Source organism: Brevundimonas sp., assembly GCF_046299535.1.
Classification (GTDB): domain Bacteria; phylum Pseudomonadota; class Alphaproteobacteria; order Caulobacterales; family Caulobacteraceae; genus Brevundimonas.
The window spans coordinates 158,257-172,180 of the sequence record NZ_JBKBIB010000008.1 but is presented as its reverse complement, the minus strand read 5'-3'; the positions used below and the strand labels follow the sequence as shown (position 1 = coordinate 172,180).

The 13,924-nt window shown below is 68.3% G+C and carries 12 protein-coding genes; 4 read left to right on the top strand and 8 right to left on the bottom strand.

Going from position 1 to position 13,924, the window contains the following annotated elements:
• Positions 1–130: 130 nt before the first annotated feature.
• Complete coding sequence (locus ACK4FB_RS08565; protein ID WP_409750579.1) at positions 131–928, bottom strand: WecB/TagA/CpsF family glycosyltransferase; 798 nt, start codon at positions 926–928, stop codon at positions 131–133.
• 151 nt (positions 929–1,079) lie between these two features.
• Here ACK4FB_RS08565 and ACK4FB_RS08560 point away from each other — a divergent pair, with 151 nt between their 5' ends.
• Entirely contained in the window at positions 1,080–2,384 is a 1,305-nt protein-coding gene (locus ACK4FB_RS08560; RefSeq protein WP_409750576.1) for a UDP-glucose dehydrogenase family protein, read from the top strand.
• A 4-nt stretch (positions 2,385–2,388) separates the two neighbouring features.
• On the opposite strand, the gene ACK4FB_RS08555 is transcribed toward ACK4FB_RS08560, so the two are convergent.
• Positions 2,389–3,681, bottom strand: a complete 1,293-nt coding sequence (locus ACK4FB_RS08555) for an MFS transporter (RefSeq protein WP_409750573.1) — start codon at positions 3,679–3,681, stop codon at positions 2,389–2,391.
• A complete protein-coding gene (locus ACK4FB_RS08550) occupies positions 3,678–4,154 on the bottom strand; it encodes a cupin domain-containing protein (protein ID WP_409750570.1) in 477 nt (158 codons plus the stop codon). Before ACK4FB_RS08550 ends, ACK4FB_RS08555 begins: the two co-directional genes overlap by 4 nt.
• Before the next feature lie 42 nt (positions 4,155–4,196).
• On the opposite strand from ACK4FB_RS08550, the gene dapE reads away from it, so the two are divergent.
• On the top strand, positions 4,197–5,345 hold the full coding sequence (gene dapE / locus ACK4FB_RS08545) for a succinyl-diaminopimelate desuccinylase (protein WP_409750567.1): 1,149 nt from the start codon (positions 4,197–4,199) through the stop codon (positions 5,343–5,345).
• A gap of 22 nt (positions 5,346–5,367) precedes the next feature.
• Here dapE and ACK4FB_RS08540 read toward each other — a convergent pair whose 3' ends face one another.
• Complete coding sequence (locus ACK4FB_RS08540) at positions 5,368–5,859, bottom strand: hypothetical protein (RefSeq protein WP_409750564.1); 492 nt, start codon at positions 5,857–5,859, stop codon at positions 5,368–5,370.
• 791 nt (positions 5,860–6,650) lie between these two features.
• On the opposite strand from ACK4FB_RS08540, the gene alaS reads away from it, so the two are divergent.
• Entirely contained in the window at positions 6,651–9,299 is a 2,649-nt protein-coding gene (alaS, locus tag ACK4FB_RS08535; protein WP_409750561.1) for an alanine--tRNA ligase, read from the top strand.
• On the opposite strand, the gene ACK4FB_RS08530 is transcribed toward alaS, so the two are convergent.
• Positions 9,296–9,850: a DUF2939 domain-containing protein gene (locus ACK4FB_RS08530; RefSeq protein WP_409750558.1), complete on the bottom strand. Its 555-nt coding sequence runs from the start codon at positions 9,848–9,850 to the stop codon at positions 9,296–9,298. The two genes, alaS and ACK4FB_RS08530, sit on opposite strands and share 4 nt — an antisense overlap.
• A 162-nt stretch (positions 9,851–10,012) precedes the next feature.
• Here ACK4FB_RS08530 and ACK4FB_RS08525 point away from each other — a divergent pair, with 162 nt between their 5' ends.
• Positions 10,013–11,809 (top strand): DUF885 domain-containing protein, encoded by a 1,797-nt coding sequence (locus ACK4FB_RS08525; RefSeq protein WP_409750554.1) that lies wholly within the window; start codon positions 10,013–10,015, stop codon positions 11,807–11,809.
• Between the two features lie 3 nt (positions 11,810–11,812).
• Here ACK4FB_RS08525 and ACK4FB_RS08520 read toward each other — a convergent pair whose 3' ends face one another.
• Genes ACK4FB_RS08520 through ACK4FB_RS08510 form a run of 3 tightly spaced genes read right to left on the bottom strand, consistent with a single transcriptional unit; the run spans position 11,813 to position 13,924 of the window.
• On the bottom strand, positions 11,813–12,283 hold the full coding sequence (locus ACK4FB_RS08520) for a DUF2269 family protein (RefSeq protein ID WP_409750551.1): 471 nt from the start codon (positions 12,281–12,283) through the stop codon (positions 11,813–11,815).
• A gap of 10 nt (positions 12,284–12,293) precedes the next feature.
• Positions 12,294–13,583: an SDR family oxidoreductase gene (locus tag ACK4FB_RS08515; protein WP_409750548.1), complete on the bottom strand. Its 1,290-nt coding sequence runs from the start codon at positions 13,581–13,583 to the stop codon at positions 12,294–12,296.
• Positions 13,580–13,924: an MmcQ/YjbR family DNA-binding protein gene (locus ACK4FB_RS08510; protein WP_409750545.1), complete on the bottom strand. Its 345-nt coding sequence runs from the start codon at positions 13,922–13,924 to the stop codon at positions 13,580–13,582. Before ACK4FB_RS08510 ends, ACK4FB_RS08515 begins: the two co-directional genes overlap by 4 nt.

The window sequence follows — 13,924 nt, the reverse complement described above, 5'->3', positions numbered from 1 at the left end:
ACCAGCCCCTCCCGGCTCCGGCCGGGAGGGGAACGGTTCCCGAAGATGTCGACGGCCTTCGGCCAAAGACTTCAAACGCCCGCCCGGCTCACGCCAGGCGGGCGTTTTCCTGTGCGACGCGAGGTGAAAATCAGGCCGGGCCGAACAACCGGCGTCGGAGATCGCCCGCCGCCTGAGGCGCAAGCGCCCAGGGTTCGACGAAATAGCGATGGAACAGGCGCTTCGGCTCCGTGGCGAAACGCCAGAGCCATTCCACGCCCACCCGCCCGGTCCATCGGGGCGGCGTGGCCACAGCCCCCGCTTCATAGGCCAGGGCGCCGCCGATCGGCAGGATCACGCATGGCGGCAGGCGGTCGCGGTTTCTCTCGATCCAGATCTCCTGACGCGGCATGCCCATGCCTACGAGCAGGATATCGGGCTGATGGCTGCGGATAGCCGCCAGAACCGCGTCATTCCCGGCGCCCGCCACGTCGAAGAAGCCGTTCAGGGTGGACAGCTTCAGCCCGGGATGGCGTTTTGTGATCGCGGCCACGGCCTTTTCCCCCACGCCGGGGGCGCAGCCCAGGTGGAACACGCGCCAGCCCTCGGCGGCCGCGCGCGCCCAGAACGCCTCGCGCCAGTCCAGATAGGTCAGACGGTGAGCCCGCCCCACGTTCTGCCCCATCAGCCGGCCCCATACGATCAGGGGTGTGGAATCAATCTCGATACGGTCGGCGCGGGCGTACAGGGCGGCCATTTCAGGCGTGCGTCGCCAAAGATGCAGGCTGTGCAGATTGTGATTGGCCACAAGGGCCGGGCGGCGGGCTGCAATGCAGGCGGCCATGAAGTCCAGCAACTGGTCCGTCGTCATAACGTCCATCTCGCCGCCCAGAAGGCGGATCCGGCGCGGCGCGCTCATCGGATCACTGGCGGCGGAGAGGTTTCTCATGCGCCGAACCTCGCACGACCGGGTTTCCCGGCCCTCAGCGAGCAGGGTTAACGAACCATGATCGTTGCATGACGCGGTCACTTGCGGGGTGGCGCAGGCCGCGCGGCCCGGCTATGCCGCCCGAAGGATTTTCCGCACAAGGACAGGCCCCATGCGCGTGGCGATGATCGGAACCGGCTATGTGGGCCTCGTCTCGGGCGCCTGCTTCGCCGACTTCGGCCACAGCGTGGTGTGCATCGACAAGGACGCGACCAAGATCGCCCGTCTGAAAGACGGCGGCATCCCGATCTATGAGCCAGGCCTGGACGCCCTGGTGGCCAACAATGTGCGCGACGGCCGGCTGAGCTTCGCCATCGACCCGTCCGAGGCGATCGCACAGGCCGACGCGGTGTTCATCGCCGTGGGCACGCCATCCCGTCGTGGGGACGGCCATGCGGACCTGTCCTACGTCCACGCCGCCGCCGCCGAGATCGCGGACCTGATGCAGGGCTTCACCGTGGTGGTGACCAAATCCACGGTTCCGGTGGGCACGGGCGACGAGATCGAACGCATCATCCGCGAGCGGCGACCGGACGCCGATTTCGCCGTGGTCTCGAACCCCGAGTTCCTGCGTGAAGGCGCGGCCATTGAGGACTTCAAGCGGCCTGATCGTGTGGTTGTCGGAACCGAACACGAGCGCGCGCGTGAGGTGATGCGCGAGCTGTACCGGCCGCTGAAGCTGAACGAGACGCCGATCCTCTTCACGGGGCGGCGGACGTCGGAGCTGATCAAATATGCGGCCAACGCCTTTCTGGCCATGAAGATCACCTTCATCAACGAGATGGCCGACCTGTGCGAGACGCTGGGCGCAGACGTTCAGCAGGTGGCGCGGGGCATCGGGCTGGACAAGCGTATCGGGTCGAAATTCCTGAACGCAGGGCCCGGCTACGGGGGCAGCTGCTTTCCCAAGGACACACTGGCGCTGGTGCGGACCGCAGATGACGCGGGCTCCCCCGTACGACTGGTGAAGACCACGGTCGAGGTCAACGATGCGCGCAAGAAGGCCATGGCCGGAAGAGTTTCGGCTGCGGCAGGCGACCTGAAGGGCAAGACGGTCGCCATCCTGGGGCTGACCTTCAAACCGAATACGGACGATATGCGCGACGCACCCTCGCTGGACGTGGTCCCGGCCCTGCTGGCCATGGGAGCCACCGTGCGCGCCTTTGATCCGGAAGGCATGGAAGAAGCAGCAAAGGCGCTGGACGGGGACGTGACCTTCGTGGACGGGCCCTATTCGGCGGTCGAGGGCGCGGACGTGGCGGTGATCCTGACTGAATGGGACCAGTTCCGGGCGCTGGATCTGGATCGGGTCAAGCTGCTCATGACCGCACCGGTGATGGTGGATCTGCGCAACGTGTACCGACCGGACGACATGCGCGCACGCGGGTTCAGATACAGCTCCATCGGCCGGTCCTGAAGCTCTAGGTGAGCTTGTCGGCCTTTCGCAGGTCGGGGAACAGTTTGGCCCAGATGCCTGTCGACGCCAGGGCGCCGAAGCCGCCGAACACCGCCGCGCCCACCGGCCCCAGGAAGCGCACCGCCACGCCCGAATAGGCCTCGCCCAACTCGTTGGAGGCGCCGATGAACAGCATGGACACCGAGCTGACCCGGCCGCGCATGTGATCGGGCGTGGCCAGCTGGATCAGGGTCTGGCGGATGTTGACGCTGATCATGTCCGCCGCGCCGCCGAGGAACAGCACCATCACCGACAGCCAGAACCACTGGGACAGGCCGAAGGTCAGGGTGCACAGGCCGAACACCGCCACCGCCCCGAACATCCACCATCCCCCGCGCCGTCTGATGGGGAAGCGCGACAGCCACACCGCGACGGTCAGGGCGCCCACGCCGAACGAGGCGCGCAGCATGCCGAAGCCTTCAGGTCCCACATGCAGGATATCGCGGGCGAAGATGGGCGTCAGCAGGGCCACGCCCGCCAGCAGCACCACGATCAGATCCAGCGATATGGCGCCCAGCACCATCTTGGTCTTCCAGACATAGGCCAGCCCCTCCTGCACGGCGGCGAAGCGGGACGGGCCGCCCGGGATAACCTCGGGCTTGCCGCTGGTGCGGATCATGGCGATGGCGGCGGCGGCGGCGATGAACATGGACAGGGCGACTGCATAGGCCAGCGGCACGGAGATGCCGACGATCACCCCGCCCAGCGCCGGGCCGGCGATGGCGCCGGTCTGGAAGGCGATGGACTGGGCCGCGATGGCGGGCGGCAGGGCGCGGCGGCCCACGACCATGGGCAGGAAGGCCTGGGATGCGGGGGCCAGGAAGGCCCGGCAGGCCCCAAACAGCGCCGCCACGGCCAGCAGGCCCCACAGGGGCGGCGATCCGTGGATGGCCATGGCCAGAAAGCCCACGGCGCAAAGGCCCTCGATGATCACCGAGATGATGACCGTCAGCTTGCGGTCGCGGCGATCGGCCATCTCGCCGGCGGGCAGGGTGAAGGCCAGCAGCGGCAGAAACTGCACCAGCCCCACCAGCCCCAGGTAAAGGCTGGCCTGTTCGATCGGGTGGTCGCGCCGGGCGATCTCATAGACCTGCCACAACAGCGCGGAGGACTGGGTCTGGATGGCCAGCACGGCCAGCACCCGCCCGATCCACAGATAGCGGAAGTCGCGGATGCCCCACGGGCTGTCATGCCCGCCGCCAGGAATGTCCGGCTCGCGGGCGGACGGATTCGGATTTTCGGGGGTTGCGACGCTCACGACCGCCGTGGGTACTTCGGATAGGGCGTGCCGTCGCGGTGGAAATAGCGGTCGGCGCCTTTCGGCAGGACCATGTCGATGTCGGGATAGTCGCAGCCGTCGCCGCCCGGGGTGCGGGTTCCCACCTCCAGCAGTACCGCGAGGGCTTCGGAACGGTTCTCGATCTTGTGGCCGTTGGGCACGCCCGCCTTGAAGCCCGCGCAGTCACCGGCGTTGAGAACCGTCTCGCCATCTTCCTCGACCAGCACCACCTGGCCCTGCATGATCCAGACGAACTCGTCCTCGCCCTCATGCCAGTGGCGCTGGCTGGACCAGTCGCCGGGCGACAGATGCAGCAGGTTGACGCCGAACTGGCTCAGGCCCGCCGCGTCGCCCAGCCGCCAGCGCCGACGGCCCAGGCATGGGCCGGCGTGCTCGTCCGGATAGGTGGTCCCGTGTCCGGCGGGGGCGGTTTCCAGATCAATCCTGGGCATGACGGACTTCTCCCGGGCGGCGGCCCGTCCTAAAGCTGGGCCATGACCGCATCTGTCGATCCCGTGCGCCTGACGCAAGACCTGATCCGCATTCCGTCCATCACCCCCGCCGACGAGGGGGCCATGGATCTGGTGCAGGCCCAGCTGGAGAGGCTGGGCTTCACCTGCCGCCGCATGCCGTTCGAGGGCATCGAGAACCTGTACGCCCGGCGCGGAACCGAGGGGCCGAACCTGTGCTTCGCCGGCCATACGGATGTGGTGGCCACCGGGCCGCTGGAGGCGTGGCGCCATCCGCCCTTCGAGGCGGCCATCGAGGACGGCGTGCTGTACGGACGCGGCGCCGCCGACATGAAGGGCTGTATCGCCGCCTGGATCGCGGCGGTGGACGGGGTGCTGGCGAAGGGGCAACCGCAAGGCTCGCTGTCCCTGCTGATCACCGGCGACGAGGAAGGCCGCGCCATCCACGGGACCAAGGTCGTGGTGCAGGCCCTGATGGACGAGGGCGAGGTCATCGACGCCTGCGTGGTGGGCGAGCCGTCTTCCGCCCGCGAACTGGGCGACACCATCAAGATCGGGCGGCGCGGCTCGCTGAACGCCTGGATCACCGTGAAGGGGCGTCAGGGCCACGTGGCCTATCCGGAGCGGGCGGCCAATCCGGCCCCGGTGCTGGCGCGCCTGCTGGCCGAACTGGACGGCCATGTGCTGGACGAGGGCTATCCGTCGTTCCCGCCGTCGAACCTCGAGATCACCACCATCGACATCGCCAATCCGGCCATGAACGTGATCCCGCACACGGCCACGGGGCGGCTCAATATCCGCTTCAACCCGGCCCACACGGGCGAGAGCCTGATGGCCTGGATCCGCGAGCGGGTCGAGGCGGCGCAAGGATCGAGCGGCTGCGGCGTGGGGGTGGAGTTCCTGCACTCGGGCGACGCCTTTCTGACCGAACAGGGGCCGTTCGTGGCGGCGGTTCAGGACGCCGTGGAAGCGGTGACCGGCCGCCGCCCCGAGCCCTCCACCAGCGGCGGGACCTCGGACGCCCGCTTCATCACCCGCATGGCGCCGGTGCTGGAGCTGGGACTGGTGGGCCAGACCATCCACCAGATCGACGAGCGCGTGCCGGTGCAGGAGATCATCGACCTGACCCGGGTCTATGAGCGGGTGATCGAGGGCTATTTCGCGCGGACGTGACGCGTTTCGCGAGACTTCGTCATCACATGATCAACCCTTCTGCGACCCGGACGAACTGAGCGGTTCTCCCCGATGGCGTCTCCAGCGTGGCGCGGCCGCTCTCCTCGTCCACCACAATGCTGACGCCCTCAAACATGTACTCGCGCAGAACACGCTGCCGCGCCGGGTCGTCCAGATCGCAGAACTCATCGTGCGTGGCCGATCTGTAGGTGGAGTCCGGATATCTCGGATCCGGAGCAAATCCACTGTAGTATCCGCCCCTGTCGGGATCGAAGTATCCAACATCCGCACAAGTCGATTCGATCCAGTAGCGTCGCGCGGTCCCCCCGACGCTGGAAAGTGTGATCTGAATCATTGAGCGCTGCGTGTGCTCGCCATCCAGCTGAAAAAGTCGGCCTTTGTAGGTGACGTCGTGGGAGGGGGCGTCCGGGTCGGATGGTTCGGTTTGATCCTGGGCTTCGGGCGCGCAGGCCCCAAGCGAGAACGCCGCCGCTAGAGTAATCAGCCATTTCACGATACGAACCTCCCAAGCCTGCGTTGCCCCCACAGTATGGGCAAAGCGCCGTCCTGATCACGAATTAGCGGGGTACATATTCATGCGTCATCCCCGGCCGCATGAGCAGCGGGTCGGGAAGGTGATGCCGGAGAGGGAGCCCGAATTGAGCGAGGGGACGACAGCCCGGTCGAACCGTTGCTCTCGTCCCCTCGCCAAGTCCGGGTTGGGACTTGACCTTAGGGTCAGGAACCTGGCCGTTTCCCCGGCGGGCGAACCCGAAGAAGAAACGCGGCCTCCTGGCGGCTCCTGGTCTCCGGCGTTCCGTCAGGGTCTCCCCTGTCGTCGTCCATCGATCCCGGCCCGGTTCTCCGTGAACCTCCGCCCGAGGGCGTCTGGTTCGGGAGCCTTGGCCCTGTCCGGTCGATCGAGCCGTCCGAAGACGCCTGAAAGCCTGGATCAGAGAGCCGGACCGACCCGCTTGAAGTTCCCGGTCTCCCGGGATTTCCGCGCCGCCGTGTCCCTCGGCCCGTTGACGTTCCCGCGAAATCGTCTATTGGGCAAGCGCCCGAATTCCTCTTGCTGTGCATGAGGGGCCGCCGTCCGGTGCATAAGTCTGTGAAAGACTGTGGACGGCTCCGATTCACAAAACTGAATCAATCGGATGGGTTTTCCACAGTTTGATGACGCCCGCCATGAGGCTGGCAAACCGCCGCCGCCGCGCGCTTTCGATCACGGCGGGGTGATGCGTTCGCGGCGAAAGCCCTATATGACGCCTGTCTCCCCTTCCCTGAACGCGTTTGCGAACTGACATGGCGACCCTGAACCAGATCCGATCGACCTTCCTCGACTCCTTCGCGGCCTCGGGCCACGAGAAGGTGCAGTCGGCCCCGCTGGTGCCGCAGAACGATCCGACCCTGCTGTTCGTCAACGCGGGCATGGTGCCGTTCAAGAACGTCTTCACCGGCCAGGAGAAGCGCCCCTACAACCGCGCGGTCAGCGCCCAGAAATGCGTGCGCGCCGGCGGCAAGCACAACGATCTGGACAACGTCGGCTACACGGCGCGGCACCACACCTTCTTCGAGATGATGGGGAATTTCTCCTTCGGCGACTACTTCAAGGCCGAGGCCATCGAGTTCGCCTGGAACCTGATCACGAAGGAATTCGGCATTCCGAAAGACCGTCTGATGACCACGGTCTATGTGGACGATGACGAGGCGGTGGAGCTGTGGAAGAAGATCGCCGGCCTACCGGAAAGCCGCATCGGCCGCATCGCAGGCAGCGATAATTTCTGGTCCATGGGCGACACCGGGCCGTGCGGGCCGTGCACCGAAATCTTCTATGACCACGGCGACCACATCTGGGGCGGCCCTCCCGGTTCGCCGGAAGAGGACGGCGACCGCTGGGTCGAGATCTGGAACCTGGTGTTCATGCAGTACGAGCAGGCGGCGGACGGGACCCGCACGAACCTGCCCAAGCCCTCCATCGACACCGGCATGGGGCTGGAGCGCGTGGCGGCGGTGCTGCAGGGCGTCCACTCCAACTATGAAACCGACCTGTTCCAGAGCCTGATCGCCGCATCCGAGGCCGAGACGAAGACAAAGGCCGAAGGCGACCAGGCGCCGAGCCACCGGGTGATCGCCGACCACCTGCGCAGCTCCTGCTTCCTGATCGCCGACGGGGTGACGCCGTCCAACGAAGGGCGCGGCTATGTGCTGCGCCGGATCATGCGCCGGGCCATGCGCCACGCCCACCTGCTGGGCGCCGCCGATCCGCTGATGCACCGGCTGGTGCCCGCCCTCGTGGCGGGCATGGGCGACGCCTATCCGGAACTGGGCCGCGCCCAGGCCACCATCACAGAAACCCTCCGTCAGGAAGAGGAACGGTTCCGCACCACCCTGGGCCGGGGGATGGCCCTGTTCGAGGACGCCACCGCCAACCTCAAGGAAGGCGACATGCTGGAAGGCGAGACCGCCTTCACCCTGTACGACACCTACGGCTTCCCGCTGGACCTGACCCAGGACGAGGCGCGCCGGCGTGGCCTGTCAGTCAATGTGGCGGCGTTCGAGACGGCCATGGCCGAGCAGCGCGCGCGCAGCCGCGAGCACTGGACCGGATCGGGCCAGACGGCCACGGCGGGCGAATGGCTGGCCATCCGCGACCGCATGGGGCCCACGGTCTTCACCGGCTATGAAGGCGTCGAGGAGTCCGGCGAGGTTCTGGCCATCCTCAAGGACGGCCAGGCGGTGGACGCGGCCGGGCCGGGCGAGACGGTGCAGGTGCTGTTCGACCGCACGGCCTTCTACGGCGAGAGCGGCGGTCAGGCGGGCGACCACGGGACCATAGAATGGCCCGGCGGCGAGGCTCGGGTCACCGACGTGAAGAAACAGGCCGGCGACCTGCACGTGCATGACGTGGAGATCGTGTCCGGCGGTCTGGCCATCGGCCAGCGCTGCGCCCTGATGGTGGACGCCGACAAGCGCCGCACCACCCGGGCCAACCACTCGGCCGCCCACCTGCTGCACTCGGCCCTGAAGAACGTGCTGGGCGCCCATGTGGCCCAGAAGGGCCAGTTGGTGGACGCCGAGCGGGCCCGCTTCGACTTCAGCCACGGCGCCCCGCTGACCGAGGCCGAGATCGAGGCCATCGAGGCCGAGGTCAATGCGGTGATCCGCCAGAACGCGCCAGCCGAGATGCGCCTGATGACCCCGGACGCCGCCATCGAGGCAGGCGCCATCGCCCTGTTCGGCGAGAAGTACGGCGACGAAGTGCGGGTGCTGACCCTGGGCCGCTCGCTGGTCAGCGACAATGCGGCCTATTCCATGGAGCTGTGCGGCGGCACCCACGTGGCGCGCACCGGCGACATCGGCCTGTTCAAGATCGTGTCCGAGGGCGGCATCGCGGCGGGCGTGCGCCGCATCGAGGTTCTGACCGGCGAGGCCGCCCGCCAGTATCTGGAAGGCCAGGCGAAGGTGGCACGTGGCCTCGCCCGCGACTTCAAGATGCAGCCCGCCGACGTGCCCGCCCGGGTCGAGGCCATGGCGGCCTCGGTCAAGGCGCTGGAGAAGCAAGTGGCCGAGCTGAAGAAGCAGGTGGCGCTGGGCGGCGGCGGCGGCGCTGACGCCGCGCCGGAGGAGATCGGCGGGATCAAACTGATCGCGCGGGTGCTGGACGGCGTGGACGGCAAGGGCCTGCGCGGCGTGGCCGAGGACTTCCGCAAGCAGGTGGGGTCGGGCATCGTAGCCCTGATCGGCGTGGTCGACGGCAAGGCGGCGGTCACGGTGGCGACGACCGCCGACATGGCCGGCCGTGTGAACGCGGCCGACCTGGCCCGCGCGGCGGTGCTGGCCATGGGCGGCCAGGGCGCGGGCGGCAAACCCGACTTCGCCCAGGGCGGCGCCCCGGACGGCGACAAGGCCGACGCCGGACTGGACGCGGTGCGGGCGGCGCTGAAGGGCTAGTCCCTCGGCAGCCGCACCTGGGCCAGTTTCCAGCTGAACACGCCCCGGCGTTCCATGATCAGGTCGATGCGCTGATGGGGGCGGTCGCGGTCGGTGAGGGTGCCGGCGAAGCGGTTCAGGCCGCGATAGCCGTAGCCGATGCGGATGTCCTTATCGCGCCCCTCGGGCGGCTCCAGCGCCACCTCGCCCCGGTCGCCGATGATGTCGGGGGCCTCGGCGGTCTGGACCATGGCGGCGATGGCCTGCGGCGTGACGAAAGCATCCACCACGCCGGAAATCAGCGACGGCGCGAGCACCAGCCCCAGTCCCGAAAGGGGATTGTCCCGCATGTCCGGGTCCTCGCGCAGGCGGCGCACAAGCTGGGCGTTCAGTTGCGCCTTCAGGTCGTCACGCACGGCGGGGAAGTCCACGAGCCGTTCCAGCCGCGCCTCATCGCCCGTGCGCGCGGCATTGATCAGCGAGCGCACCGCAAAAACCGGCGAAGCCAGATAAGCCACCAGAAACGCGCCGATCAGAATGATGATCAGCCGCGTCAGCAATCGTCGGCTCAAAAGCCGCCCTCCCCTTGCATCCCCCACCGTAATCGAGCCTGCGTCGCCCGCCGGGTCAAGCGGACTTGACCGAACCGCGGTCCGCAAATCAACGAGGCATTGACGTGACCGTTCCCGCCGGGCCCCATGCACGCCGCTGTTGATTTGAAGGGGCTTCGTTCCATGACCCGATCCATCGCCCTGACGGGCGCCGCCGTTCTGGCCCTCGCCGTCGCCGCGCCCCTGTCGCAGCCCGCGCAGGCTCAGCCGGCGCCCGCCGAGGCCCAGGCGCAGAACCCGGCGCTGGCGGCCATCCTCGCGGATTATGAAGCCTTTGACCGGGCCAATGACCCCATCGGCGCCGGACGGGAGGGGGACACGGAGGCTCTGGCGCAACTGCCGGACACCTCGCGCGAGGCGGAAGTCGCTCGGGTCGAGACCTTGCGCGGGTTCGCCGCCCGGCTGGGCGCCATCGATCCGGCGACGCTGAACGAGGACGACCGGCTGAACCACGCCTTTATCTCGTGGATCATCGACATGGGCGTGGAGCGCGTGGACTTCGACGGCGGCCGGCTGGCCTTCGATTCGGAGGGCGGCCCCGGGCAGTGGATCGGCTATCTGTCCGGCGCCACCCGCATCACGAACCGCGCCGAGGGCGAGGCCTGGCTGTCGCGCATGGAGGGTCTGGGCGCCTTCTATGACGAGGCGCAGGCCGACGCGCGGCGGGGACTGGAGACTGGGCTGGTCCAGACCCGCTCGGTGGTCGAGAACGCCCTGATGCTGGCCGAGACCGACGCCGCCTTCACAGCTGAAACCGACCCCCTGCTGCGGCCCCTGGCCAACCTGCCCGCCTCCATTCCGGGCGAGGTGCAGGAGGGATGGCGCGCCCGGGCCCGGGAGATCATAGCCAGCGAGATCGCGCCGCGCCGGACCGCCTGGGCCGCGTTCCTGCGCGAGGACTACCTGCCCGCCGCCCCGGAGACCTTGGGCCTGGCGCACCGGGCGGGCGGACGCGACTACTATGCGTTCCTGGCGCGCAGCTACACCACCACCGACATGACGCCGGACGAGATCCACGCCCTGGGTCAGTCCGAAGTCGCGCGCATCCGCGCCCGCATGGACGAGGAGATGGCCGCGTCAGGCTGGGAGGGCGATTTCGCCGCCTTCCTGACCTTCCTGCGCACCGACCCCCAATTCTACGCCACCAGCCGCGAGGACCTGCTCAAGGAGGCGTCCGAGATGGCCAAGCGGGCCGACGGCGGCCTGCCCGCCCTGTTCGGAACCCTGCCGCGCCTGCCCTATGACGTGCGGCCGGTGCCCGAGGAGATCGAGGCCAACTACACCACCGGCCGCTATTTCGCCGGCTCCATGGAGGCCGGCTTGCCCGGCGGCTACATCGTCAACACCGGGCGGCTGGACCAGCGGCCGCTGTACGAACTGCCCGCCCTGACCCTGCATGAGGCGGTGCCGGGCCACCACCTGCAGATCGCCCTGCAGCAGGAGGCCGAAGCCGGACCCTATTTCCGGCGCGGGGCCAATGTGACCGCCTTCACAGAGGGCTGGGGCCTGTACGCCGAGTATCTGGGCGAGGAGATGGGATTCTACCGCACCCCTTATGAGCGGTTCGGGCGCCTGTCCTACGAGATGTGGCGGGCCTGCCGTCTGGTGGCGGACACCGGCATTCACTGGCTGGGCTGGGAGATCGAGCAGGCGCGCGCCTGTTTCGCCGAAAATTCGGCCCTGGCCACGCACAACATCGAGACCGAGCTGCAGCGCTACATCGGCTGGCCCGGCCAGGCCCTGGCCTACAAGATCGGCGAGATCCGCCTGCGCGATATCCGCGCCCGCGCCGAGGCCGCCCTCGGCGAGGACTTCGACGTCCGCGCCTTCCACGACGCCCTGCTTGTGGACGGCCCCCTGCCGCTGGACCTGCTGGACCAGCGCATGGACGCCTGGATCGCGGAGCAGGCGGCGGAGTGAGCCTCAAAGCGTCGGCTTGACCACCATCAGGACGATGATGGCCAGCACCGCGCCAAAGGCGGGGAAGCCACACACGAACCAGATGCGGAACAGCCGGTCATAGGCGGCCGGCAGCGGTTCGCCTGACCGCGCGGCCTGTACGGCGAGGTCGCGCATGCGCGCCTGTATCCACACCACAGGCAGCCAGAACGCCCCCGTCACCATGTAGAGCACAAGGCTGAGGCCCAGCCAGCCGCTGAACAGTGGCTGACCGGTCAGATGCGCCAGGGCGGCGCCGGTGACCGGCTGGATCACAACGGCGGAGGCGGTGAACAGCCAGTCGGCGATGACCACGATGCCGGCGGTGTGGGCGATCAGGGACGCATCGCGCGTGCGGTGGGCCATCAGCATGAAGAAGGCGATGCCGGCCCCCGTGCCGAGCAGCACGGCCGCGCCGATCACATGGGCGATCTTGAGCAGGAAGTAGAACTCCACCCGTTCGGTCCTATCGTTCGTCCAGAATGGCCAGTGCGACGAGCGCCAGCACCGCCGCCGGGAGCGTCTTCAACAGAGACCCGAGCGGGTCAAGCCAGAGGTCGGGTCGAAACAGGGTCGCCCCCGCCAGATAGACGGCGGTCACGGCGATCATTCCCAACAAGGCCAGACGGGTCCACGGACGGAAGAGCACCGCCGCGCCCAGCGCAAGGTCCACAAGTGAGCCACCGACCACAGCCGCCCGGCTGAAGTCGTGGGAAAGGCCCGCCGCGATCAGAACGGCTCCCGCACTGTCGCGCGCTACAAGGCCGATGACGCCGGAGACGAACCAGAACGCGGCGAGCATCCCGATGAGGGCGGGCTTCATGAGATAGAGGTTTGCGAACCATCGCTCCTGAACACCGGCCGGACCCGCGTTCAGGATCGCGTCCAGCGAGCCGGGCACGACGCCGAGATGGCGCTCGGCTGCTGTCCCATCCCCCGTCACCCCCATGCGAAGCTGTTCCAGCGACGCCGTCCGCATGGGACTGCGCCAGCCCAGCCAGCCCAGTGCATCGGCGATCTGGCCCGACAGTCTAGCCAGCGCGCCCGGTAGGGTCAGCACCGGGGCGGGCGCATGCCCCAGCCAGCGGCGCAGTCGCCTGAGCAGGTCGCCCAGAGGCAGGCGCTCTTCGTGCAACACATCCACAATGAGGCTGCGGGGTGCGTCCGGCCGGAGCGCCGCCTCCACCGCCCGGCCCAGATCGTTCATGCCGATGACCTGAACGACCCGGTCCGGCCATGCGGCGGGGATCGCGAGAGGAAAGGCCGCCAGGGCCCTTAGCAGGGCGCTGCCGCCATAGGCTGTCGGCGCCAGCACCAGCCCCGGACGAAGAATGATCCAGTTCAGTCCGCTGGCCCGGACCGCCGCTTCGCCGGCCAGCTTGGTGCGGTTGAAGGCGGTGGTGCGGTCTTCGGCCAGCCCGGCGGCGGAGATGTGCACATAGCGTTTCACCCCGGCCGCGGCGCATCCCTTCAAGAGCGCGCGAACGCCGGCGTCGTGAACCGCGGCGAGGTCATCGCGCAGGCTGTCCTGCAGCGCGCCGGCGCAATTCACCACCGCATTCACGTCCCGCAGCAGGGCGGTCCAGTGCGCCTCATCGGCCTGGGCCAGATCCGCATGAACCCAGCGATCGGAAAAGCGCCGCTCCAGAAGGCGTCGATCCCGTCCCCCCGCGATCACCTGATGCCCCTGCTCTTGCAGCCGGGCGGCGATGTGCGCCCCGATCAGCCCCGTGGCGCCGAGAACCAGCACCCTCATGCGAGGCCGAGGTCCTTGCGCGCCTTGTTCGTCAGCTTCGCGGCGATCAGGGCGTGGGCTTTGATCAGGTGATCGGCCAGCTCGTCCTCGGGCCAGTCGGCGGGGGTCGTCAAATGCACCCAGCGGGCGCGGGCCAGATAGGGCGCGGGGATGGCGCGGCCGGTTTCGGTCAGCACCTCAAAGGCGATGTCGGACGCCTTGAAGGACAGTCCGCCGTCCCCGCCCAGGATTGCGAACATCTTGCCGCCCACCCGGTAGGCGTCGTGATCCTCGCCGAACGGGTGATCCAGCGTAGCGGCGGGCAGGGACAGGCAGAACCGTTTCACCCCCGCCCGGTCCAT

What these genes read in the sequence shown, in the direction of transcription:
- ACK4FB_RS08565 (WP_409750579.1), bottom strand. Translation starts at nt 928, where the DNA reads ATGAGAAACCTCTCCGCCGCCAGTGATCCGATGAGCGCGCCGCGCCGG.
- ACK4FB_RS08560 (WP_409750576.1), top strand. Translation starts at nt 1,080, where the DNA reads ATGCGCGTGGCGATGATCGGAACCGGCTATGTGGGCCTCGTCTCGGGC.
- ACK4FB_RS08550 (WP_409750570.1), bottom strand. Translation starts at nt 4,154, where the DNA reads ATGCCCAGGATTGATCTGGAAACCGCCCCCGCCGGACACGGGACCACC.
- dapE (WP_409750567.1), top strand. Translation starts at nt 4,197, where the DNA reads ATGACCGCATCTGTCGATCCCGTGCGCCTGACGCAAGACCTGATCCGC.
- alaS (WP_409750561.1), top strand. Translation starts at nt 6,651, where the DNA reads ATGGCGACCCTGAACCAGATCCGATCGACCTTCCTCGACTCCTTCGCG.
- ACK4FB_RS08525 (WP_409750554.1), top strand. Translation starts at nt 10,013, where the DNA reads ATGACCCGATCCATCGCCCTGACGGGCGCCGCCGTTCTGGCCCTCGCC.
- ACK4FB_RS08515 (WP_409750548.1), bottom strand. Translation starts at nt 13,583, where the DNA reads ATGAGGGTGCTGGTTCTCGGCGCCACGGGGCTGATCGGGGCGCACATC.
- ACK4FB_RS08510 (WP_409750545.1), bottom strand. Translation starts at nt 13,924, where the DNA reads ATGGACCGGGCGGGGGTGAAACGGTTCTGCCTGTCCCTGCCCGCCGCT.